The sequence below is a fragment of the Winogradskyella sediminis genome (assembly GCF_003387355.1).
Taxonomy (GTDB): domain Bacteria; phylum Bacteroidota; class Bacteroidia; order Flavobacteriales; family Flavobacteriaceae; genus Winogradskyella; species Winogradskyella sediminis.
The window spans coordinates 1,396,535-1,421,410 of the sequence record NZ_QUNH01000001.1; the positions used below are offsets into that span (position 1 = coordinate 1,396,535).

General features: G+C 34.0%; 17 protein-coding genes. 9 read left to right on the top strand and 8 right to left on the bottom strand.

The genetic code is table 11. The features are described from left to right. Window positions 1-110: 110 nt before the first annotated feature. Complete coding sequence (locus tag C8N41_RS05875; protein ID WP_115838543.1) at window positions 111-641, top strand: hypothetical protein; 531 nt, start codon at window positions 111-113, stop codon at window positions 639-641. Between the two features lie 86 nt (window positions 642-727). Here C8N41_RS05875 and C8N41_RS05880 read toward each other — a convergent pair whose 3' ends face one another. Then, window positions 728-2,977 carry an FUSC family protein gene (locus C8N41_RS05880; protein ID WP_317124569.1) on the bottom strand — a complete coding sequence of 750 codons (2,250 nt, stop codon included), beginning with the start codon at window positions 2,975-2,977 and terminating at the stop codon, window positions 728-730. A gap of 125 nt (window positions 2,978-3,102) precedes the next feature. After that, a complete protein-coding gene (locus tag C8N41_RS05885; protein WP_115838545.1) occupies window positions 3,103-4,692 on the bottom strand; it encodes an FMN-binding glutamate synthase family protein in 1,590 nt (529 codons plus the stop codon). Between the two features lie 286 nt (window positions 4,693-4,978). On the opposite strand from C8N41_RS05885, the gene cls reads away from it, so the two are divergent. The 5 genes from cls (at window position 4,979) to C8N41_RS05910 (ending at window position 11,584) form a co-directional block, all read left to right on the top strand. Further along, a complete protein-coding gene (gene cls, locus C8N41_RS05890; protein WP_115838807.1) occupies window positions 4,979-6,430 on the top strand; it encodes a cardiolipin synthase in 1,452 nt (483 codons plus the stop codon). Between the two features lie 154 nt (window positions 6,431-6,584). Then, the gene (gene nhaA / locus C8N41_RS05895; protein WP_115838546.1) at window positions 6,585-7,898 is read left to right on the top strand and encodes a Na+/H+ antiporter NhaA; all 1,314 of its coding nucleotides are present in this window, start codon (window positions 6,585-6,587) and stop codon (window positions 7,896-7,898) included. A gap of 293 nt (window positions 7,899-8,191) precedes the next feature. Then, window positions 8,192-9,496 carry a Glu/Leu/Phe/Val family dehydrogenase gene (locus tag C8N41_RS05900; protein ID WP_115838547.1) on the top strand — a complete coding sequence of 435 codons (1,305 nt, stop codon included), beginning with the start codon at window positions 8,192-8,194 and terminating at the stop codon, window positions 9,494-9,496. Between the two features lie 255 nt (window positions 9,497-9,751). Further along, entirely contained in the window at window positions 9,752-10,600 is an 849-nt protein-coding gene (locus tag C8N41_RS05905) for a zinc-dependent peptidase (protein ID WP_249033245.1), read from the top strand. Window positions 10,601-10,639: 39 nt separating this feature from the next. After that, window positions 10,640-11,584 carry a UDP-glucuronic acid decarboxylase family protein gene (locus C8N41_RS05910; protein WP_115838548.1) on the top strand — a complete coding sequence of 315 codons (945 nt, stop codon included), beginning with the start codon at window positions 10,640-10,642 and terminating at the stop codon, window positions 11,582-11,584. 81 nt (window positions 11,585-11,665) lie between these two features. Here C8N41_RS05910 and C8N41_RS05915 read toward each other — a convergent pair whose 3' ends face one another. The 6 genes from C8N41_RS05915 to C8N41_RS05935 all read right to left on the bottom strand — a co-directional run bounded on the left by C8N41_RS05915 (window position 11,666) and on the right by C8N41_RS05935 (window position 22,261). Next, window positions 11,666-12,241 carry an outer membrane beta-barrel protein gene (locus tag C8N41_RS05915; RefSeq protein WP_115838549.1) on the bottom strand — a complete coding sequence of 192 codons (576 nt, stop codon included), beginning with the start codon at window positions 12,239-12,241 and terminating at the stop codon, window positions 11,666-11,668. An 88-nt stretch (window positions 12,242-12,329) separates the two neighbouring features. Beyond that, on the bottom strand, window positions 12,330-13,403 hold the full coding sequence (locus tag C8N41_RS05920; RefSeq protein ID WP_115838550.1) for a nucleotidyltransferase family protein: 1,074 nt from the start codon (window positions 13,401-13,403) through the stop codon (window positions 12,330-12,332). Between the two features lie 23 nt (window positions 13,404-13,426). Next, a complete protein-coding gene (locus C8N41_RS05925; protein WP_147298934.1) occupies window positions 13,427-14,563 on the bottom strand; it encodes a hypothetical protein in 1,137 nt (378 codons plus the stop codon). Window positions 14,564-14,584: 21 nt separating this feature from the next. After that, entirely contained in the window at window positions 14,585-14,749 is a 165-nt protein-coding gene (locus C8N41_RS16910; protein WP_170137093.1) for a hypothetical protein, read from the bottom strand. A 337-nt stretch (window positions 14,750-15,086) separates the two neighbouring features. Further along, window positions 15,087-17,381: a T9SS type A sorting domain-containing protein gene (locus tag C8N41_RS05930; RefSeq protein ID WP_115838552.1), complete on the bottom strand. Its 2,295-nt coding sequence runs from the start codon at window positions 17,379-17,381 to the stop codon at window positions 15,087-15,089. A 209-nt stretch (window positions 17,382-17,590) separates the two neighbouring features. Beyond that, entirely contained in the window at window positions 17,591-22,261 is a 4,671-nt protein-coding gene (locus C8N41_RS05935) for a T9SS type A sorting domain-containing protein (RefSeq protein ID WP_115838553.1), read from the bottom strand. Window positions 22,262-22,929: 668 nt separating this feature from the next. On the opposite strand from C8N41_RS05935, the gene C8N41_RS05940 reads away from it, so the two are divergent. From C8N41_RS05940 to cysD, 3 genes are read left to right on the top strand one after another with little or no spacing between them, the layout of a single operon-like run. Further along, window positions 22,930-23,370 carry a DUF2061 domain-containing protein gene (locus C8N41_RS05940; protein WP_115838554.1) on the top strand — a complete coding sequence of 147 codons (441 nt, stop codon included), beginning with the start codon at window positions 22,930-22,932 and terminating at the stop codon, window positions 23,368-23,370. Beyond that, complete coding sequence (gene cysC, locus C8N41_RS05945) at window positions 23,367-23,957, top strand: adenylyl-sulfate kinase (protein WP_115838555.1); 591 nt, start codon at window positions 23,367-23,369, stop codon at window positions 23,955-23,957. The genes C8N41_RS05940 and cysC overlap by 4 nt, the downstream gene beginning before the upstream one ends. 5 nt (window positions 23,958-23,962) lie before the next feature. Next, the gene (cysD, locus tag C8N41_RS05950; protein WP_115838556.1) at window positions 23,963-24,868 is read left to right on the top strand and encodes a sulfate adenylyltransferase subunit CysD; all 906 of its coding nucleotides are present in this window, start codon (window positions 23,963-23,965) and stop codon (window positions 24,866-24,868) included. The last annotated feature ends 8 nt before the right edge of the window (window positions 24,869-24,876 follow it).

Genomic DNA, 24,876 nt, shown 5'->3' on the forward strand with positions numbered 1-24,876 from the left:
TTATTTCAAGAAATGGCAGCAAATATCATTATAAGTGATGTTTGCTAAGGCAGCCATTGCCGTATCATTTATTTACACTTTTAATTATTACCAAAAAAAAATCTAATATCATGGAAACAGGATTAGTTATTATCGATGCTATTATCATTACCATCGTAATATTACCATTCGTACTATTTATAGTCGGTCGCAGAAAAAGAAAACAGAAATTACACAACGCACTGCAATCAGAAGCCACATTACACAATCGACAATTGGGTAAAACGGAAGTACAAAGCAACTTTGCAATAGGTCTAGACACTATCGAAGAAAATGTGTTCTTTTATAAAGAAACAGAAGATGTGGCTTATGCGCAAGTCGTAGATTTAAAATCTATAAGTGCTTGCAAATTTGTAAAAGAAAGCAAACTTATTAAAGATAAAAAAAAGCATTACGATGTTATCGATAAGGTACAATTAACTTTTGAGTATAAAAATCATAAAGCTGTAACAACCTTTGTGCTTTACAGCAATGACAATGATCTGGCTTTAAATAATGAAATAACCATTGCTCAACAATGGGAAGGTCTTGTAAATCAGATTTTAAGATCTAGAGTTACGCCAAAGTCAACAAACAATAAGTCTCAGGCTGTATTTGCTTAAATAGTAGTCTTTTACTAAAAAAAAAATGTCTTTTAAAAACTGCTTTAAAAGACGTTTTTTTGTGAATTTAATGCTAATGGAAGAACTTAATCAACGGTATACCTACTAGTTAATTTTAGCATCTTTTCGCTCAACGTATAGAGCCAATAAAGTTGTTCCCAAATTAAATGTGCCTCTTTATGGGTATGTTCGCTGTCGGTTTGTGAAATGGCATCAGAGGTAAGACTATTTACAGGAAATTTGAATGCGTCTGGTTTAGAGGTTGAAGTCTTTGTCTTTTGGTTTTCAAAATTTATAACTTTTAATTGAGAACAGACGGTATCGAGATTTGTATTTATTTTATCGGAAATGATTACAAAATCTTCTGAAGCCTCTGTGGTTACATGATTTTGAATATATGTACTAAGCGATGCTAACGACGATAAAAAGCTGTGGTTAATAACTACCAGTTCATAAATATCATCGATGTTATTCTGTTTCGATTCGGGTTCTTGAGCCATACGTTGAAAGGCAGAACTTAAATTAGAAGTTTGTAGAAATGCTTCTTTTCTATTTACTTTGAGGCTCGTCGGAATGTTTCCTTTTTTCTGATAATACGTACTTATAGATTTAAAAAATGCTGTATTCGCTTTTAAACTATCTTTAATATGATCGCCAATTTCCATAAACGACCAAGCAGGCCAAAGCCAACGCATGGCAGTATAAGAAAGCGCAGCACCAATAATAGTATCTATAACTCTAAACTGAATGACTTTTAAAATATCGGGTTGTAAAATCGCATAAATAAAGATAACACTGAGGGTAATAAAGGTTGCTGATGCTTTATAATTTTTCTGAACCATTGAAAATGCAATCACCAGAGATAAAACACCAAATGCACCATACATATAAGGATTGTTAATTAAAAAAACTAAACCACTCGCTAAAACAGCACCAATGAGGGTTCCTATAATGCGATCTTTAGAGCGGGTTTTGGTAAGACCGTAACTAGGTCTCATAATCACAATTATGGTAAGTATTATCCAATATGGATTTTGAAAATCGAAAAATATTCCAATACCATAACCTAGCATTACCACAACAGCCAAACGTAAAGAATGTTTGAAAATAGTGGATCTAAAACTGAAATTTCTGAGTATGAGTTTTGGGTTATAATCTTGCTCATCGATAAAACGCCTTAACTTATCATTTTTAATAAAATCGTCCGATGATAATTTAGGGTTGCCTAGTAGCCATTTAATTTTCTTTAATTTTTCAAATTGTTTTATTTGATAATCTAATAGATTTTGAAGCATTAAATAGTGCTCGTAATCTTCTATATAATTTTCATCTTTAAATTTTAAAATGTCATTTTCTAGTGTTTTAATGGCTTGGGAAAGAACGTTATTTGAAGGAAACCGTTTAGACTTATTAATGGTGTTAGCAATAGCCCTCAGCTGGTGAGAAAATTCAAAAATTAAATTCTGAAAATCTGTTTTAAATTCAGGATGTTTCTCAAAAAGCAAATCCATTTTGTCATAATTCACAGGATTGGCAACAGCAGTTTCAAGCATTTCTATCAACTGTATAAAGACCAACAAGCGTCTGCTTTGGTAATTAGATTTTCCTGAGCTTTTTCGGGATAAGATTAAAATTTCACGTAAGGTTTCGTGATGCTCTGTCAAGTCACTTTGCAAAGTCATAAGTTGATTCTGCAAGTCCGCTCTGTTCGGTTGCTCACCAATAAGTTGGCGTCTAGTATCTAAAAAATCAGCCGTTAATAGAAAGGTTTCATTTAAAGCTTCTTCGGTTTGCGCTTTGGGATTTATGTGGTACCACAAAGTTGAAAGTGTTAAATACCAAATGCCGCCAATACCAATACATAAGGCGTATTGGTAGACTTCTAAGTTTTCTGAAGTGTGCGCAAAACTTAAGACCAAAGCCAATAAACCAGAAAAACTTATTAGCGAGGCTCTAAATCCATAGATGGAAATAAAAGCAATACAGAACGTTAAAATTCCTAAAATAGGAAAAAGCAGGAAATTTGAAATATTAAGATATCCACCAATAAAGCTTATGACTACAACTAAAACGGCAGAAAACAGAATGCCAATTTGTTTGTGCTTTAAGCGTCCGCTGACATCACTTGGAGAGCACCAAAATGCGCCAAAACAAAGTGCCAGGCCAATTTCAAATTGTTGCGTTACGATACCTAAAACAATAGGTATAGTTACGGCTACACCAATTAAAACGGCTTTAGAAAAGCTAGTGCTTTTAAAGAATTCTAATAATTCTTTAATGTGTTTTGAAATGAGCGCTAAAATAGAAATTGTGATTTTATGATTTAGGACAAAGATACAACTTGAAAAAGCAAGCTGATTTTTTAAGTAAGAAATTTAAATCTCATTGCGTAAAAGAAAAGCTGCTCATTTTAAATATAATAAAATGAGCAGCTTTAAAAAAAGGTAATTTCTTTTTTATATTATTTCATAATACGTGTTAAGTGGAAAAACTTTTTGTATTCCTCTGGTATGGTATCAATGTTCAGTAAAGAACCTTGTTCAATAGGAGGATAAATATCATGATAGGTTTTAACATCGTAAAGTCCAACGCGCTTGCTAATATGATCCCGAGTTAATTCTGCTGGACTGTTTAGTCCTGCTGCGGCAACAAGCTCTAAGAAACTATGAATTGTGGCTTCTTGGTAGCGTTGTGCTCGTGGTGCTTTGTCTTCTACAACCAACCCTTTTACTAGAGACGGGTTTTGAGTAGCGACACCAACAGGACAAGTATTGGTATTACACTGTAATGCTTGTATACATCCAATAGAAAGCATCATAGCACGTGCACTATTACATCCGTCAGCACCCAAGGCTAAAGCTCTGGCCATATGAAAACCAGTTATAATTTTTCCGGCCACAATGACTTTAATATCCTTTCTTAAATTGAAACCAACTAGGGTGTCATGTACAAAAATTAAACCTTCTCGTAAAGGCATACCCATAGAGTTAGAAAATTCTACTGGAGCCGCACCAGTTCCTCCTTCACCACCATCTACGGTAATAAAATCTGGAAGAATTCCGGTGTAAATCATTGCTTCACAAAAATCCATGAATTCTTGTTTTCTACCTAAACACAGCTTAAACCCAACAGGTTTTCCATCAGATAAATCTCTGAGTTTTTTAATAAAATACATAAATTGAATCGGGTCTGAAAAAGCAGAGTGCGATGGTGGCGAGTGCACGGCAATTCCAGGTTTTATATGTCTTATTTTTGCAATTTCTTCGGTGTTTTTTGAAGCTGGTAAAATACCTCCATGGCCTGGTTTTGCACCTTGGGATAATTTAATCTCAATCATCTTTACTTCTGGGCGTATAGCACTTTCTCTAAACGTTACTTCGTTAAATGTACCATCGTCGTGTCGGCAACCAAAGTAGCCTGTTCCGATTTGCCATATAAGATCTCCACCGTGTTTTAAATGGTAATCACTAATAGCTCCTTCACCTGTATTGTGTGCAAAATTCCCCATTTTAGCACCTTTATTTAAAGCGAGGATGGCGTTATTACTTAGCGAGCCAAAACTCATTGCTGAAATATTCAACAAACTAGAAGAATAAGGCTGTTTACAATCTTTTCCTCCTATGATTAAACGTGGCACTTCACCAATACTTTTAGGATTCGTTTTTGCATACATAGAATGCTCTAACCACTCGTAACCCGAATGATAAATGTCCATTTGTGTCCCAAAAGGTTCCGTATCATTTAATCCTTTTGCTCTTCTGTAAATTAATGATCGTAAAATGCGATTAAGAGGTCTACCTTCCGTATCCGTCTCCACAAAATACTGCATAATTTCTGGCCTAATCGACTCTAAAACGTATCTAAAACGACCTAATAAAGGAAAGTTCCGTCTTATAGTGTGCGACTTTTGTAAAATATCGAAAATACCCATTAAGACTAATGGACCTACAAGTAAGAATAACCATACAATCGGTGGCCATAAAAATGCTATGCCTACAATAGCTAGGACGACTATAGTAGAAATTATAATAAAATACTCACGAACTTTCATAGTGATAACTTTAAAATGAATTGGCAAAGATAAGCTTACCTAATCGAATAATAAATTATAATTATGGAGTTTATCTTTTTTTACTTCATATTATTTGAAATCGCTAACCGACATCTTATTTTTTATAAATATCATAAAAATGGGACTTGTTTTTATTTTGTGAAGTACTGTGTAAGACTCCATAAAAGACGTTGATATTTGTAAATAAAAACGATAAGAAAACAGTTTGGAGTTCTGCTGCTTGGTAAAAAAATATTAACTTAACAAAACATAAATGTTAGATCAGATGAACTGGGTTTTATTAGGGGAATTAGCTTATGTGCTTTTAGTAGTGTTTGTGGTTTTAAGAGTATTGCATGATACACGCAGTAGTATAAAAGCGTTGTCGTATATATTATTTATTGTTTTTGTACCGATTATTGGTATGGTGTTCTATTTTACATTCGGAATCAATTATCGGAAACGAAAATTATATAGTAAAAAATTAAATCTAGACGAACCTGTACGAGAGCGTATTAGGGCTAAAATGTACTCGTATTCTAAGATGATTCACCAATCAGGATTAATAAGTGAGCACCAAAAAAAGTTAATGGAATTTATTCGCCATTCTAGTAGTAGTCCACTTACGGCAAACAACGAAGTGAAATTACTGATTAATGGAGAAGAGAAGTTTCCTCAACTACTACAGGCTATTGACGATGCTAAACATCATATACATATCGAATATTACATTTATGAGAGCGATAACACTGGAAACGCTGTTGCTGAGCTATTAATTAAAAAAGCCAAAGAAGGTGTAGAAGTCCGTTTCATGTACGATGATTTTGGAAGTCATAGTTTAAGTAAATCATTTTTAAAGACACTTAGTGATGCTGGCATACAAACGGTGCCCTTTTACGAAATTAAATGGTATGCTTTTGCCAACCGACTAAATTATAGAAATCACAGAAAAATTGTAATTATTGATGGTGAAACTTGCTTTATTGGTGGAATTAATATAAGCGATAAATACCGAAATGATTGTCAGCCCAACAATTTGTATTGGAGAGATACACATCTCTTAATTAAAGGACAGGCGACAGCTTATTTACAATATTTATTTCTCTGCGATTGGAATTTTTGTAGTAAAATACCTTTAGAATATGCTGTCGATTACTTTCCTGATTATACCAATACAAGTACAATTAAGAATGAAATTGTACAATTCGCAGCTTCGGGTCCAGATAGTAAACAGCCCGTTATTTTCTATTCATTATTAGAAGCTATAAGTACAGCGAAAAAACGTATTTATATCACCAGTCCTTATTTTATTCCAGGTGAGAGTTTAATGGATGCATTGCTTATTGCGATGCAAAGTGGGTTGGATGTAAAGCTTATAATTCCAGGTATTTCAGATTCTAAAATGGTAAATGCAGCGGCTAATGCTTATTACACCGAATTGCTTCAGTGTGGAGCAAAAATTTATCAGTATAAAAAAGGCTTTGTACATGCAAAAACAATGGTCATAGATGATAATTTAGCGATAGTTGGATCTGCAAATATGGACTACCGCAGTTTTGATCTTAATTTTGAAGTTAACGCATTCGTTTATAGCAAAGCCATCGCCTCACAATTGACAGAGGCGTTTGAGCACGATTTAAAAGCTTCACACAAAATTGATGCAGAAGCTTGGCTAAACAGACCAAAAGCAATTCAGCTTTGGGAAAAGTTAGTAAGGTTATTATCACCATTGTTGTAAAAAAGGCTGTAACGTTGAAGCACAACACGTTTAGGTATGAGTCTGCTATGTGCTTTTTACGTTAAATATTCATTAAATTGAAAGTCATCTCAAAGCTAATTTAACCTGAAACCTTATATTTGGAGTTAATCGTTTTTGCAACTAAATTACTTATATGATAAAAGAAGTATTTCTCACACCATTCCAAAAATTCGTAAAAATTGAAAGTTTTAGTGGTATTTTACTACTGCTAGCTACACTAATAGCTTTAGTATGGGCAAATTCACCATATGGTGATATTTATAGAGAAATATGGCAATATGATATAGGGATTGTAACGGAAACCTTTGAGTTTAAAAAACCACTAATTTTATGGATTAACGATGGCTTAATGGCCGTATTCTTTTTTCTTATTGGATTAGAAATTAAACGAGAGCTTTTAATCGGTGAGCTCAATTCCCCTAAAAAAATTGCGTTTCCTTTGGTGGGAGCATTAGGTGGTATGCTAGTGCCTGTAATTTTCTTTTTTGTACTTAATCAAAATCCTGATACAGCTAAAGGTTGGGGCATACCAATGGCAACCGATATAGCCTTTTCTTTAGCGATATTAAATGCTTTAGGAAATCGTGTTCCTTTAAGTCTTAAGGTGTTTTTAACGGCATTTGCTATTGTAGATGATATTGGTGCTGTATTAGTTATTGCGCTGTTTTATAGTGGTAATATCAATATGACCTTATTGGTTATTGCTATAGTTATGTTAGCCGTGTTATATATTTTGTCTTATAGAGGAGTGTATTCTAAGTTTCTTATGTTTTTCTTTGGAGTAGTCATTTGGTTCTTATTCCTAAAGTCTGGAATTCATCCTACTGTAGCAGGTATATTATTGGCATTTTCGGTACCGATAAGGCAAAAAATTGTGACGTCAACATTTTTAGAACAATTGGAAAATGTTTACAACGATATTAAAAACGCTAGTGTTCTTAAAAAACCAATTCTTTCTAGAGAACAAATACAGCATATGGATGATTTAGAGGATTGGGCATCAAAATTTCAATCTCCATTACAGCATTTAGAACATAATTTGCATGGATGGGTGGCTTATTTTATTATTCCAATTTTTGCCTTAGCCAATGCCGGAGTTTTAATTGCGGGTTCAGAGAATCTTGAATTAGCATTAGTAATTAATATTGTAATCAGTTTGGTATTAGGAAAAGGCCTCGGTATTAGCCTCGTCGTATTTTTAGCTAAAAAGATTAAACTGATTGAAGTACCATCAGATATTAGCTTTAAGCACATTCTAGGGGTGTCTTTTATTGCAGGTATCGGATTTACTATGGCGATTTTTATAGCCAGTTTAGCATTTGCATCTACACCAGAATATATAGATTCTGCTAAAATAGGCATTTTAATAGGCTCTTTTATCTCTGCAATTATTGGGTATATCATTTTACGTTCGGCATCAAATAACGCTATTGTAAGTGAAGGCTAATAGTATTACAGAATCTTTATATATTTAATCTAGGCATTTTATGATGGCCACTGGTTTTAAAAAATAGGGTTGTGGTCCTAAAGCTTATAATTATTAGACGATTTTTTTAATCTAATAACTGCAATTTGGCCATAGAGTTGAGATGTAAATGAGATAAAGGATACTGATTTTACTCAGAAGTCTCTTATTGTTCAATTACCGATTAGATATTTAATAATATCAGCGCTTTATATTGCGAAAAATGTTATTTTTGCTGCGTAAAAATATGTAATTCCAAAAATAAGAGGTTGTAAATGGGAAATTCAAAAAGTATTTCAAAGATAAAAAATAAAAAAGTGCCTTTAAAAGGCATGATGGATAACGTGATGGAGCAATTTAGTAGTGCTGCAGATCACATTAATCTTCATCCTAATATTAGAAAAATATTAAGTATTACTAATAATGAAATTTTAGTCAATTTCCCTGTAAAAATGGATAATGGCGAAGTTGAGGTGTTTACGGGTTATCGCGTTCAGCATAATGGAGCATTAGGACCATATAAAGGTGGTTTACGTTACCACGCTACTGTAGATTTAGATGCTGCAAGAGCTTTGGCTATGTGGATGACATGGAAAACCTCTTTAGCAGGATTGCCATATGGTGGAGCAAAAGGTGGTATTAAAATAGATCCTTCACTTTATTCAGAATCTGAAATTGAACGTATTACAAGACGTTTTACCTACGCATTGGCAGACAATATTGGGCCTGAGCACGATATTCCTGCTCCAGATGTAAATACCAACAGTCAAACCATGGCTTGGATAGCTGATACTTATATGAGTACAAGACCACCTGCACAGCGTTCCGCAAATCAGCATGTGGTAACGGGAAAACCTGACGGAAGTGGAGGATTAGAAGGTAGAGATAGAGCAACCGGATTTGGTGTGTATTTAACCATTAAATTTTGGGCCGATAAAAATGATATGGATTTAAACGGTAAGAAGTTTATTGTTCAAGGATTTGGAAATGTTGGGTATTGGGCTTCTCATTTCTTAGAAAAAGATGGAGCAAAACTAGTTGGTGTTCAAGATGCGCAAGGTGGTATTCAAAATCAAGACGGTATGGATGTTCAATCCCTTTTTGAATATAATAGTGCTAACAATGGTACTATTTTAAATTATCCAAACTCTAAGCCTGTTGATCAAGGTGAATTCTTTTCAATTGACTGTGATATTTGTATTCCAGCAGCTTTAGGAAATCAAATAACTAAAGAAAATGCTTCAAAAATTAAAGCAAAATTAATTGCTGAAGGAGCTAATGGTCCAACAAATGTTGAAGGTGAAAAAATATTATTAGACAGAGGAGTTATTATCATACCAGACATACTTTGTAACTCAGGAGGAGTTATTGGAAGTTACTTTGAATGGTTACAGAACCGAAGCGGTGAGATTTGGCATCTTGAAGAAGTTTTACAGAAGCTTACTAAAAAACTCAATGGATCGTTTAATAGAGTTTATGAGTACTCTAAGAGTGAAGGTATAGATATGAGAACAGCAGCGTTTTGTATCGCAATTGAGCGTATAGAAAAAGCTTATGTGCAACGCGGAATCTTCCCATAGTAGATAATGTCATCGAAAGATAACGAATTAAAAAAGTAAGTATGTGTTAATGGCATACTTACTTTTTTTGTTTTACAGGCATATATACACGTTGAGTTTTATAATTATTAAAATATTTCTAATTATAAAGTTTGAAAATAATAATGTTGCTTTATATTTAGGAATGATTTATTCGTTAACTATCATAGCGCTGATGCTTTGCAAAATTCATCAATCGGTAACTGTTAATTGGTCGTATTAATGGTGTTACAAACAATGCAAGAGTATGAATGGGAGATGGTACGAAATAGTGTGATTCCGCTACTTGTTTTTGGGATTATCTTGTTCATATTATATCGAATACTAAAGATTTTTCAGGTGTATTATGCCACCGTGTTTAACAAGCCACTATTTACAAATCGTTTTTTCCGACTTAACCGTTTAACTTCAAACCAAAGAGCGATATTAAAAAGCGAGAATGCCACCTACAGAACATTATCACCTAAAGATAAACGCCAGTTTGAACACAGAGTAGCCGCGTTTATCGATAAGAATACATTTGTTGGTAGACAAGAATTGGTGGTTACAGATCAAATGAAGGTTAAGGTTGCAGCCACGGCTACAATGCTGTGTTTCGGATTTAAAAATTACCATTTAGATATCATTGAAATCGTGGTATTATATCCAAAGGTGTATTATTCTCAAATTAATAAAGCCTATCATAAAGGGGAAATAAATCCGCGTTTAAAGACAATAGTTTTTTCGTGGGAGGACTTCTTGCATGGTTATGAAATTGGCGATGATAATTTAAACTTAGGCATTCACGAATTCGGACATGCCATACATTTGAATGCCTCTCGCAAAAGCGACATAAGTAGTTTAATTTTTAATCGTGGGTTTAAAAATTTAACGGAGTATTTACAACACAACGAATCAGTAAGGCAAGATTTAATTGCATCGAAATATTTTAGAGCTTATGCGTATACCAATCAGTATGAGTTTTTTGCTGTTTTACTTGAAAATTTTATTGAAACTCCTTCTGAATTTAAGTCTCAATTTCCTGTACTTTTTAAGCTATTAAAACAAATGCTTAATTTTAAGTTTAGCTTAAATTCAGATAAATAAAAATATATCTTATTTTTGAATATTAAAAATAACTGATTTATGAAAAGAATACTGGTAACTGGTGGCGCTGGCTTTGTTGGCTCACATCTTTGTGAACGTCTATTAAATGAAGGTAATGAAATTATTTGTTTAGATAATTACTTTACAGGATCTAAACAGAATATAGAACATTTAATGGATCACCATTATTTTGAATTGGTGAGGCATGATATCACTAATCCTTACATGGTAGAAGTAGATGAGATATACAATTTGGCTTGTCCTGCATCCCCTATTCATTACCAATATAATCCAATAAAAACAATTAAAACTTCTGTTATGGGAGCCATAAACATGTTAGGATTGGCAAAACGCGTTGGAGCAAAGATATTGCAAGCTTCAACTAGCGAAGTGTATGGTGATCCATCTGTACATCCACAGCCTGAAAGTTATTGGGGCAACGTAAATCCAATAGGCTTACGTTCATGTTATGATGAAGGAAAACGATGTGCTGAAACTTTATTTATGGATTATCATAATCAAAATGCTGTAGATGTTAAGATCATTCGTATTTTTAATACATATGGGCCTAATATGAACCCTCAAGATGGTAGAGTGGTTTCAAATTTTATCGTTCAAGCTTTAAAAGGTGATGATATTACTATTTTTGGTGATGGTACTCAAACTAGAAGTTTCCAGTATGTTGATGATTTAGTTGAGGGCATGCATAGAATGATGAATAGTAGAGATGGTTTTGTTGGTCCCGTAAATATTGGGAATCCAGTAGAGTTTACCATGCTAGAATTAGCTAAAGAGGTAATAGATTTAACTAATTCTAACTCTAAAATAACTTATTTGCCTTTACCTCAAGATGATCCATTACAGCGTCAACCTAATATTAGTTTGGCGAAGAAGGAATTAAATGGTTGGGAACCTAAAGTACAGTTAAGAGAAGGATTAGGACATACTATCAAATATTTTGAAAAAATATTAAAAGACAGTTAATCTAATAGTCCACTTCAATAAAAAAAGGCCCGATAGAATATTATTTCTATCGGGCCTTTTTTATATAAAAATATTCGTTTGTTACAACTTAAACACAACTTGTAAGTGATGTTGAAAGTGATTGTTGTCAAAACCGCTTTCAGGATGGTTAAAGGCAAATTTACCTGTAGTTTGAACTCTTAAACCAAAAGTTCTATTCCCATTTAACCAAAACAAAGCACCTCCACCAATATTAGCTGAAATGTTAGTTTCATCCACATGAAAAAAACCAACACCTGCATTAGCATGAAGCTCTATCCAATTAAAATTTGGAAATATATATTGATCAAAATAAAATTTCATATTAGTATCGAGAGATAAATAAGAATAATCTTCCTCTAAATTAACTCCATCAATAACGTGATCTTCTGTAAATCCATTAAAAGTTATAGATTGTTCTATCGCAAATTGATCACTCCAATTGTATTCTATTGCTGCAGAAATTGGAGAATGGAAAGCCCAATCACTTGGACTGTTAAAAGGTGATTGAGTTCCTAGACTATTAATGGCATTTACGCCTAGACTTACGTACCAATCATTATTTGCTCTACTGTTACGTTGTGCAAAAGAAGACATGCTAAATGAAACTAATAGTGTTATTAAAATTAATTTTTTCATTCTAAAATTATTTTGTTCAAAGGTAAACTTTATCAATTATAAAACAAATAATAGATATAAAGTTATCATAATTATAATTAAAATATATTTATTTTTTACTTAAAATGGATATTAAATGAGTAAATACCCGTTTTTTGTCAGTCATTATTGCTTTTCTATAGGATTTATTGGATAAAAACAACCAGAACCTGTTGGACAGAATCGGAATATAGTATCCAATCCGCAATAGTTTATTCCAGTTTTTCTGAAATTTACGGTGTCTTAATTTAAATAAATAAAAATGGGTGTAAATATTTGATTTAACATCCATTAACATTCCAACTTCTTCAAAAAATAAACCTATATAATTAAAATAGCGTTTAATTATATTATACTGATATAATTTATTTGGCTGAGGATAATTTTGAAGTAATAAAATGGTGTCATATGCAGATCTGAAATTTATATTATTGTAAAGGGCGCCATGATCATTTATTTGATGATTAAGAATATTGTGCATTAAAAGGTGCTTCAGCGAAGGTAAGTATATAGATTCTTGATATCTCTGCTCATTAAAAATCGATTCTGGTTCTAATTCGTGATTTTTATATGAAACGAATAATTTTCTATGAATTTCAACAGCAGCAATACGGGTATCTGTGACTGTAGTTTCTAATCTAGGTAAATGTTTGTGTTCAAAAAAATCTGCCCCTAAAGTCATAGCTCTAGATTTATATTCATTTTGTAGTAATAATTTATAAGCGCGCTTTAAATGTATTGGCTTAACCAATATATCTATATCACCAATCATACGTTCTGAGATATCCGTATAGGTCCCAGAAGCTAAAAGTGCTGCACCTTTTAAAAATACATGTTCAATGTTGTGTAATTGAAAAAGTTGAGATAATTCTTCTGTCTGTGCAAGGATAACAGTATTTCTTTTTCTGTTTTCATCTGTTATATATTCTAGGTAACTTATTAAATCCTCAGGTAGTAAATGTAAGAGATGTTTTGCTTTTAATCGGCAATATATTGTTGGTATAATATAGTGTTGACTAGCTTCTTTAACTATGGCCTCCCAATTAAAAGAGGGAGCTTTAAGCATTAACTCTAATTGTTTATGAGTCGTTTTAAAACTTAATATATGTGCAATATGTTGAAATGTACTAGTTGAATTATTCATAGACTTTTAATCATGGCACCCTATTATGTGTTATAAGGTAATTGTCTAAATAATGTTGAAATTTCTCTAAGTACGTCGGGTGTAGTACTGTAAGTTAACTGTAATAGAGGTAATGTGTGCAGCCAATTTATAAATTGTTCAGCGTGTTTAGGATTTGGGGATAACCAAGAATCTTCAATCAAGGTCTCTAAAATAAATTGAACCGAAATGTCCTCCAAAATAGTTTCGGAATCTGGTGTATAGTTAACCAACACGATGGCCTGACATGGATAGTGGTCTTTTTCGGGCTTAGTACTAGGCAAATACTTTAACTGACCTTTAATCTTATTAAATTCTGCAATTGGCAATTCATCAAAATTAGGCACTAAAGGTTTTAACAAATTAAATGCCCCTTCTTTTAGTGAAATAGAGGAAGGGTTGTAATAGAGATGTTGATTTTTAGAGTGTAGAGGCGAAACATCATCGGCTAATAAATGAAAACCATGAGCAGCCAACAAAGCACATAATGTGCTTTTTCCCTTTCCAGACTTTCCAATAAAGAGTATAGAAGATTCACCATCTGTAATTGTTGAACCATGAAGTGTACCAATCCAGTCTTGCTCTTCTATATCGTGTAATTCACAAAGAAGGTGCATAATAAATTTACCTTGAACCAAATGGTAATCGCCTTTGGGTACAGCAGTGATTAATGTTTCATTTTTAAATAGACATAACTGGTCATTGTACAAATGAATATCAAATGTAACATCATTGATGTCGCTTAAGGGTTTACAATAATTAGCAATGGCTGGATGAATGGTTTTTAATAAGGATTCAGAGCTGTAGTGTATTTGAATAGTTTTATCTTCAAATGCATATAGCTTTGAAATTTGCCTAGAAGCAGTGTCTAACGCAATAGTATCCTGATCTGGTAAAACGTAAGGCTGGTTGCAGCTTTCTAAGTAATTAAGTAACGATTCAGAAATGTCCTTTTTTTCAGCTGCACTAAGTTCTATAGGCAAGGCAGAAGAAAACGTATTATAGTTGTTAGAGGACAAATAAATATCCAATAGGCCTTCGAATTCTAAACTTACAACGCTGTAACTATTAGATATAGCATACCACAAGACCCAATAATCACCAAACATTTTTTTAAATGTTGGTGCTAAATTAGAGTTCAAAATAAATATTAAGAGTTAATCTTAAGAGAATGGATCGCCACCTGCTGAAGGCGGTACCGATTGCGCTTGAGATTTAAGTGGATTTAAAATCACAAATGTGCCTACTGCTGTTAATGCAGCATATTTACCCATTTTAGAAATGGCTTCTTTACGAGTGATTTTATCTAAGTTGTTATCTTTCTTCATGGCTTTTGCCCTAAATTTTGAGTTCAAAAATAATAAATTTATTTATTTAAAAAAGTAATAATACGAAAAGGTTTAATTTAATCCTGATTTATTCTACGAAACAATATAGTTATCTGTTAAATGACATAGGTTTCTCATCTAGATACATTTATATCGTATGATGCTTTTCTTTAATATATACGTTATAAATGAATTTATGGTTTAATTACCTTTAAATTATTTTCTTTTAATGAGTGTGATAAGGAATTTTTAAAGAGGATATCATATATGAAAAATTTTGAAATTTACATTACCGAATAACGGTTTGGCATTTTTCCTTTTAATATACTATATAATTTTAATGTATCACTAATTTTTTAGTCTTAATTTGTACAGCGTCAATAAGTTGTATCATATAGAGGCCTGAGCTGAATTTTGAAACGTCTATGGATTGTGATTCACTGTTGCTTTCTAAAACGATTGAACTCACTTTTCGGCCATTGATATCGTAAATTACCGCATTAGTAGGCGCTTTTAATACACCCGTAACTACAATAGTTTTTTTACCGGGATTGTGATAAATATTTATAGGGTTTTTAGTCGTATCGACCGTTGATAAGGTTGTGTTCTCAAATCGTAAATAAAATCGACCCGTTCCGCTTAAGTTAGTGACTGGTGTAAATATAAAGTTGCTATTGGTAATTAATGTAGATGTATTGGCTACGGTATCATCCAAATACACGCTCACGGTAGATGGTAAGTTGTTTTCGGAAATACGAATAGTTAATAGTTCTCCTTGGCTAGCATGTATACCTAAAGGTATCGTTGTGTTTTCGTAGTCCGTGAGACCAAGTGTTTGTAATAAAAAGGGCATGCCTTCACTCTCCTGAACCAAGTGCGAGTACAATGCAAAATCAGGTATCGATCCATAAAATGCTGCATCGTAACCAGGATCTAACCCAAGCATGGCGTTTTCATTAAAGTAAAAATTAGTAGCAAATGTTTTTGAATTCGTAGAAAGTTCTAATTCTAGGTTGGTAAGTGGATTACCTTCACGTCCAGCTATAAAATCGTCAGCCATCCCACTAGTTCTCATGTCTGGTGTAAATAAAATATCATGGATCGCTACTGTTGAAGTTTTAGCGCTAACTAAGAAGCCTTGTCCAGGCGCAATAGTCGTGCTAGCATTAGTATTGGCTAAGTTTAAGACGGTATACCCACTTGAACCAGTACCTGTTGCATCACCATCATAACCATAAATCGCCGCTGTAGTAGGTTCAAATAAATCAATATTTCTTACACCCGAAGCCACTTCATATTGTAAAAAATCATGTACTTTTAAATAGGAAGCATATGGATTCCCAATAAGATTCCAAGCTGCATATGCAGGTCCAGAATTTATAATGTCTATAGGGACAGTTTCCGTTTGCACTGTGCCGCTAAAGGTTAAAGTGTTCGTATCATTAGTTGCGGCTCTATAACCAACACCAGCTTCTATTGTTGTAAGTGCATTGGTTACCGTATTGTAATTTTCGTAATCTCCAGTATTTTTATCGAAGGGCGCAAAGGCCTTTTCTGTGGCATCAGATGGGTTTGATAATAAATTGGTATTCGCATCAGCAAAGTCACCAAAATACTGACCAATTACAGGAGCCGATACTAAATCATTATTGCCAATAGCATTGACATCACCTAAGATGCTGTTTCCGTTGACATGTCTTTTGTAATGTATGGTTCCTGAGATGGTTGTAGGAATAAAACTAGCATACGAAATAGAAGAGGATTGAAGTTCAAAATGACCTGCATTGTTGAAATCTCCATCGATGGTCAAGGAGCTTCCTGCAGCGATATAGCCAGTGCCACCAGAAGCCAAGGAAATATCTCCAGTAACGCTATAGTTACCGTCATCAATGTCAATATATGCATATGCGGTATTGGCAACTGGATTAGCATTTACTAGCACATCTTCTATAGGTTGGTTCTGATGAGTAACAGGGTTACAGCCCGATACGGTTAATCCTATGCCACCGAAATATCCAGAAAACGTACTTCCTGAGACTGAAATTGGATAGTTAATATCATTAGTTGCAAAAAAGCCACCATTATACGACATGTACATAGAAAAATAAAGCCCTTTAGGTGCGTCTATATTGGCTAAGGGAATGCGTATCTCAAGAGCTGTACTTGTAGTGTATTGATTAAAATTCGAGGTAGATCCACTGGTTTGGTCATCCCAAGTAGCTCCAGTAAATTTATGATGAAAAGATTCGCCTAAGGCGTTATGTCTAATAGCAATTCTATGATCTGCATTAAAGGGCATGGTTGGGGTTTGACTATCCCAGTTTAAACCTATTGTACTTCCGTTTCCTGTAGTTAAATCCGATTTAGGATCGGTATCTAAATAAATGGTAAAATGGTCGTAGCTCCCAAAAAATGATCCATTCACCCTAAAGGCGCCAAAATACATGTAAGTGTCATCATAAGTGACATAATAATCAACATCATTGCCACCATATATTTTTTCAGCATCATTAAAATCGTTAGCATTACCAGTGAAAGTTATAGTATGATGCGATTGTCCATAAGCAAAACCTGAAAGAAATGCTATAAGTATAGTGCAAATAAGTTGGGTACAAAAAGCCTTGTGATTCATAATAAAGTCGTTGTAGAGTATTAGTTTATTGTAAACAGTATCTAATATAAGTGACTTATTTAACAACTTAATTCACGAAAACGTTTTCGTGTTAATAAATTGTTGTTTTAACGTTAAATTTATTATGATTTGATATGTTGGTAACAAAAAAACACGCTAAATAAATTTTAGCGCGTTTTTTAAAAACGGTAAGTAAATTATAAAAAGGCTTATCTTATAATCACTTTTTGCGTTTTGTTTTGAGAGGCATTATGTAGCTTTATGACATAAATACCAGTGTTTAATGCACTAACATCTATGGCTTGAGAGCGCTCAGTGCTTTGTAATAATGTCGACAAGACTAAACGGCCTTGAACATCATAAATAGTTGCCGTTGTTGGTTCTAATAATTGACCCGCAACCACTATTGATTTGTCCGTTTTATTCGTGTAAATACTTAAATGCTCTAGCGTGTTATCTATAGTAGATAATGTACTGTTGGATACACGTAAGTAGAATCTACCAGTGCCATTCAGTGCCGTGTTCGGTGTGAGTATATAGTCAGTTGTATTCAATAAAGTAGAGGTGTTGGCTACATTATCTTCTAAATATACATTTACAGTACTTGGTAATGTAGAAGCGTTAATGCTAAACGTTAACTGTTCGCCTTGGTTGGCATTGACACCGAGAGGAATAGTCACATTTGAAAGATCAGTGACATCCAAAGCTTGTAATGCCATAGGTAAACCATTATTGTCCTCAATTAAATGAGAGAATAAAGCAAAATTAGGAGCTGTGCCTCCCCAAATGGTAGCATCATATCCAGCATCAAGACCTTGAGTCGCTGCAGCATTAAAGTAAAATTGCGTGGTATAGATTTCTGTAGCAGTGCTGGCGTTAAGTTTTAAATACGTTAAGGTGTTCGCATCACGACCAGCAATAAAATCATCACTATTACCTATGGTTCTCATAGACGTTGTAAATTCTAAATCGTATGAAGCTACATTTGCGGCATCCGCACCGACCAAGAAACCTTGACCTGGAGTTATAAGTCTTCCAGAGGCATTAGCAAGGTTTATAATATCCCAGCCATTTTCTGAATTTCCATCATAGCCGTAGATACCAGAGGTGTCTCCTAATAAATCTATATTTTTTACACCGGTATCCACTTCATAGTTTAAAAAGGCTTCCGCATCTAAATAAGAAGGGTAAGGGTTACCGATTAAATTCCATTCTTGATAACTTGGTCCAGAATGGTTAATATTCATAGAGATATCTCCCGTATGAGCACTACCTGTAAAGACAAGTGTTGCGGTGTTAGATGTGGCAGCTCTATAACCTGTACCTGCTGTTAATTGTGTAGAAGCGTTAGCTGTTGTATTATAATTCTCATAATCACCAGTGGTTTTGTCAAAGATAGCGAATGCTTTCTCTGTAGCATCTACTGGATTAGACAATAAGTTACTATTGGCAGCAGCAAAGGCACCAAAAGTTTGACCAGAAAGAGGTGGTGTAACCAAATCATTATCCCCGATTGCGTTAGTGTCCCCTAATCCAGCATTACCGTTAACATGGCGCTCATATTGGATCGTACCAGAGATAGCACCATCTAAGATTAAACTGGAATAACTCGTTGAGCTAGACTCTAAAGTAACAGCATCCGTTACGGTTAAGGTGGTTGAAGCATCAACTGTTAAAGCAGCGCCTGGATTAACCGTTACGGAGTTAATAGCCGTGTCAGATGAAATGCTAGCGTTACCAGATGTAATAACAATAGCATCATTAGCAGTCGCTGTGCCGTCAGGGTTGCTTGGAGACCAAGTTCCAGTGTAGGTGTAAGTGGTTGAAGTTGAAACTAATTCACCTTCTAGAGAGAAATCTTCTAAAGCAATATCTTCACTACCAGAATTTATCGCTATTGTAATTCTTAAATCTAATAAAAGGCCTGTTGTCGGAATAGATTTAACGAATTCTGTAAATGTACTCGATAATTGAGTGCCATCTCCAGTTCCATTGAAAGTAGTGTCTTCATAGAAATTAGTGTTATATGTATTCCCGTCATTTTCAAATGCTAATAAATCTGTCCAAGTTCCACCGTCTAATCTGTATTCTATGTGTATATAGTCATTAGCGTCTATCCCTCCTCCGACTGAAGCAAAATAACCACTAAAATTTAAGGATGTATAATTCTCAATATCAATGTCTGTCCATGTTAATTGGCTAGGAGATGAACTTCCTGTCCAACCAGAATCATCGATATCTTGACCCGCAAAAAAGTTGTCATTTCCACCAGTATATGTTTTACCAATATCAGACCCATCTGTTATCTGAAAATAATCAGAATTTCCATCATAACCTTCAGCGCCCATAGTAACATTGTATTGAGAATTATCTGTAAATGGTTCTGACCATATAGAAACAGGTCCAACAGGAACGGCTATTACATCAAATGAACTACTAGTATCATTATTTAAAGATCCAAAATTAGCGGTTAGATTATAATTAGTGCCAATGGTATCGAAAATAAGATTATCAAAGGTGACTTCTCCAGCTATAGCATTAACAGACGTGGTTGCGGAAGCATCAAAGATAGCAGCTATAGATGATGTTAATGTAATACTTCCTGTAAAATCTAAGTCTATGTTAGCTTGTGCGTCAACAGCCAAAACTGTTGGTGATGGAGACATTATTGTATTTACAATAGTCTCAGAGACATCTTGGTTAAAGATTAAATCTGTTGCAGTAACTTCTATACGGTTGTCATCTCCTGATATTGAAGTTAATGCTCCTCCAGCATCTGCAGTGGCAAAAGTAGAACCCGTTGGGTCTGCAATTGCATTGCTAATGGTTAATTGTATTTGTTCGTTATCTGTAACCGAACTTTTAAACGTTGCGTAAACGGCAAAAGTTTTAGATAAATCGTCGTTTGCCTGTATAGTTAAGCCAGTAAATGTTGTTGTTGCTGTAACCGTTGTTTCTTCAGACAGGTTTGTGGATCCATCAAAAAGGGCTAAAGCTGCAATATTCTCGAAACCAGCAACTGTAAACGAAATATCTGTTAATATGGTTCCTACAGCATCAGAATCGCTAAGTTCGTCTCCAGCATCTTGAATTGTAAATTCTCCAATTTTTATGGCATTGCTTACATTAAGAATACTAGGTGTATTATATAATGTATAATCTATATTATCTGGCTCATCGTAATTAGCTTCTATTATATCCGATAGATTTGAAGTCCCTTTAGTAATAGAAAGATCATAAGTTGTTGTTTGTGGACTAGCCCAAGTTGAAACAACTATGTAGTAAGTTTGTCCATTTGTAACAGGAAATAATTCAATATTTAAATCTGCATAACTAGATCCAGTGACATTTCCAGCTTGGCAAATTGAGCCTATATCAGCACAAGAATCATAAATAAAAACACCGGTGTAATTATCAGTAATGTTTGACAAATTAATATTAATAGTACCGTCTTCATCGGATGTGTAAGCATATACGATATCATTTCCATTTAAATATGAACTAGTAGATCCACAACCAGAAGCTCCTGGTGATCCAAAATAATCATCACCAAATCCAATTGTAGTTTGGCCTAAGCTTGTATAAGGTAATGTGCCTAAATCTATTGGGTCATTACATGTGCTACCTGGTGGAGGTGTGATTTCAGTTGTAAAAGTAACAGGGCCAACCCAATTACTATAGCCATTGCTATTTGCTGTACAATTAGCTCTTACATATACTTCGTATTGTGTATTCTGAGATAGCCCCAGTTCAGTATGAGGATTATGGATTGTAGGTGAACCAGAAGTTGACTGAGATATTCCTGTTCCATCTGGTTGTACAATAATTTCCCATGCTTCTTCTGAAGTTCCATTAGTCCAACTAATTACAGCTTCAACATCAGTAAAACTATCTATTGTTAACCCTGTGATACTTGGACAGGCTATTGGTGTAGTTGCGTCTGTACTTAACCCAAAAGAGTATTCAAAGCCATCATAAGAATAAGCTTTATAAAAATAGGTTGTGCCTTCAGTTAAACCTGTATGGTTAAAAGTTCCAGAACCATTACTATCATATATTACGGTTCCGCCAGCAAAAGTATTACCTACGGTAGCAGGAGCACCGCTTGGAGTTGTAAAGGAGTTATCTGTATCAAATACAATAATGATATCATTTTCTTCGGCATTATCAGCATAAGCTATATCAATTTGTGATGTAGAAATAGCTGTTGCTGTAAAAGTGTCAGGGTTGGCTGGTCCAGATGTGGCTATTCCAGAAATTTCTAGATCATCAATAATCCAATATTCATTACTAGAATTATTATTCATTGTAATCTTAACAACTAACTCACTAGAACTTGTAATATCGGTAATACTTACATAAGTGTATCCATTAGTCGTGTTGTTGCCTGATGAAGGTACAAAAATTGATTGATTATCATCTCCATCATATGCTGTTGAAGCAATTCCTGTTCCTGTGTCAAAAGACCATCTAGCATTAGAGTTACCTTCAACTTCCAATTCTTTTGAAAACGTTGACCCTCCATCTAAACTTATTTCAACTAAAACTTCATCAGAATTATCGGCTCCATTGCCACTAGATCCAGAAAAAGAGGCCAATCTAAAATTTAATTCGATGTTAGTGTATACAGAGACATCCAATGAAGAGAATGTTACAGTAGATGTACCATTGTTAACTTCCCAACCTCTAGCGCCAGAGACAAAATTATTGTCTCCAATAGGGTGAGATCCTGAACCAGTAGAATTGGACCCTCCCGAATTCGTAAAGTTTAAAACGGGAGCTGAAGGTGAGGTTTCAAAATCTTGCTGAGCAATTGTAGTCTGTCCAAACCCAAAACTCCCAATAAAAAGAGCAATTAAAAATACGTAAATGTGTTTCATGTGTTAATTTGTTTCTAATTTTTTAAATCTAAATGTAGGTTATAAATGCTTTTTTTTAGGAAAACACTTACAAATTATAACGGTACAACAATATAATATGTTATTAAAAGTTAAAAAGCCAAAACAAGCCATAAGTGCTGTAAATCTGAGGGTTGGCAAATATAATAAAAGATTTTTTGAACAATACAACTTAAGTATTACGAAACGATTAACCTTACATTAAGGAATTGAGGGCTTATTTATTTGATGCTTGTTAATCAGTAACTTATGTAATGTCGCTTTTGGTTCTGTGTTTATTTTACTAAAATTGACGTGCTTATGATGAATATAGTGGTTTAAGTATCTGTAATGTAGTGGATTGTGTGCTGTTAGGAAGAGTGGCTGATAAGTAGTTTGTATTAAGCTTGTACTTTTCAAAATGTATTTTAAATGCTGAGGTAGTGATTATTTTAAAAAATATCAATGAACTAGATAAGTTAATAGACTAATACGAGAGTAAAATGTTGAGATGATGTTCTAATAGCAATATGTCTATGGTTTATTTCTCATTTACATTAAGATAGTCTTAGATTTTATTTTAGATTTGCAAAATAACACTCAAATACTCTATTAAATGAGTAGAGTACTGTGTTAAGAAACTGTTGTAAAATAAATTACAATGCATACAAATGAAAATTAGCAAACGACATATCGCCAAAACCATAACTTGGCGCATCATTGGAACCTTAGATACCTTCCTGTTGTCATGGTTGATATCTGGTGATATGAAGCTGGGGTCTCAGATAGCGTTTATGGAGTTAGTAACCAAAATGGTGTTGTATTATTTGCACGAACGCGTTTGGTTTAAATCAAAAATAGCCTCATCCAACAAACGTCATGTACTCAAAACGTTTTCATGGCGTGCTGTTGGTACAATAGATACCATTGTTTTGGGTTGGATAGTGACTGGTAATCCTTTAACAGGATTAAAAATTGGAAGTGCTGAGGTTTTAACAAAAATGTTATTGTATTTTGGTCACGAGAAACTTTGGTATCGTATTGATTTTGGTTTAGATAAAAGGAATAAAAGAAAACAATTAGAAAAGTTAGAAAAACAAAGTAAATTATGAGTCTAAATACGGTGAAGCATACTTATAAGGTAACAAAAGAGGATCGCGAGAAGCTGCATAAGCATCGCGCTTTTTTATTGTGGTTTACAGGTTTGTCTGGCTCTGGGAAGTCTACCTTAGCAAATTTAGTAGAAGTGGAACTTCATAAAAAGGGGATTTCAACGTTTAGCTTAGACGGAGATAATATGAGGCAAGGTATCAATAAAGACCTTAGTTTTGCTCCAGAGGATCGCACTGAGAATATTAGGAGAATTGCCGAAGTTGGACACTTAATGGTGAATGCAGGTATTGTGACCTTAGCGGCTTTTGTGTCTCCATATATAAAAGACAGAGATGCTATTAAAACAATAGTAGGTGACGATAATGTGATTGAAATTTATGTGAACACGTCCTTAGAAGAATGCGAACGTAGAGATGTAAAAGGCTTGTATAAAAAAGCAAGAGCAGGAGAAATTAAGAATATGACAGGTATTTCTGCACCATATGAAGCACCTATAAATCCAGATATCGAAATTGTTACAGATCATCAATCTGTTGAGCAATCTGTTCAGCTTATATTAGACTTTATTATTCAAAAATTAAAATAAAAAACATGAGTAATTACGTAATTAATCATTTAAAAGAATTAGAATCGGAAGCTATTTTTGTAATAAGAGAGATTGCTGCACAATTCGAAAATCCAGTATTGTTATTTTCAGGCGGAAAAGATTCCATTTTGTTGACGCACTTAGCAAAAAAAGCGTTCTTTCCTGCAAAAATACCATTTCCTTTAATTCATATTGATACAGGACACAATTTTCCGGAGACGATTGCTTTTAGAGATGCCTTGGTTGAAAAACTTGGTGTAAAACTTATTGTAGGCTCTGTACAAGAAGCGATTGATAAAGGACGTGCTAAAGAAGAAACTGGTGCTGATGCCTCGCGTAATTCACTTCAAATTGTTTCGTTATTAGATACTTTAGAAGAATATAAAGTAGACGCTGCTATGGGTGGCGCAAGACGTGACGAAGAAAAAGCACGTGCTAAAGAGCGTTTCTTCTCGCACCGAGATGAATTTGGACAATGGGATCCTAAAAATCAAAGACCAGAATTATGGAACCTATTCAACGGTCGTAAAAATTATGGTGAGCATTTTAGAGTATTCCCAATTTCTAACTGGACAGAAATGGACGTTTGGGAATATATTAAATTAGAAAATATTGAGTTACCATCATTGTATTTTTCACATCAGCGCGATTGTGTGGTTAGAGATGGTGTGATTTTAGCAAATTCAGAATTTATTAAATTAAAGGAAAATGAAGAGGTGGTGAATATGACCATACGTTATCGTACTTGTGGAGATATGCCAATTACGGGAGCCGTAGAATCTGAAGCAGATAATTTAGATAAGATTATTGAAGAAATTGCAACAACGAGAACGACAGAACGTGGAGGACGTGCAGATGATAAACGTGCAGAAACAGCCATGGAAGATCGTAAAAAACAAGGGTACTTTTAAAACATAAG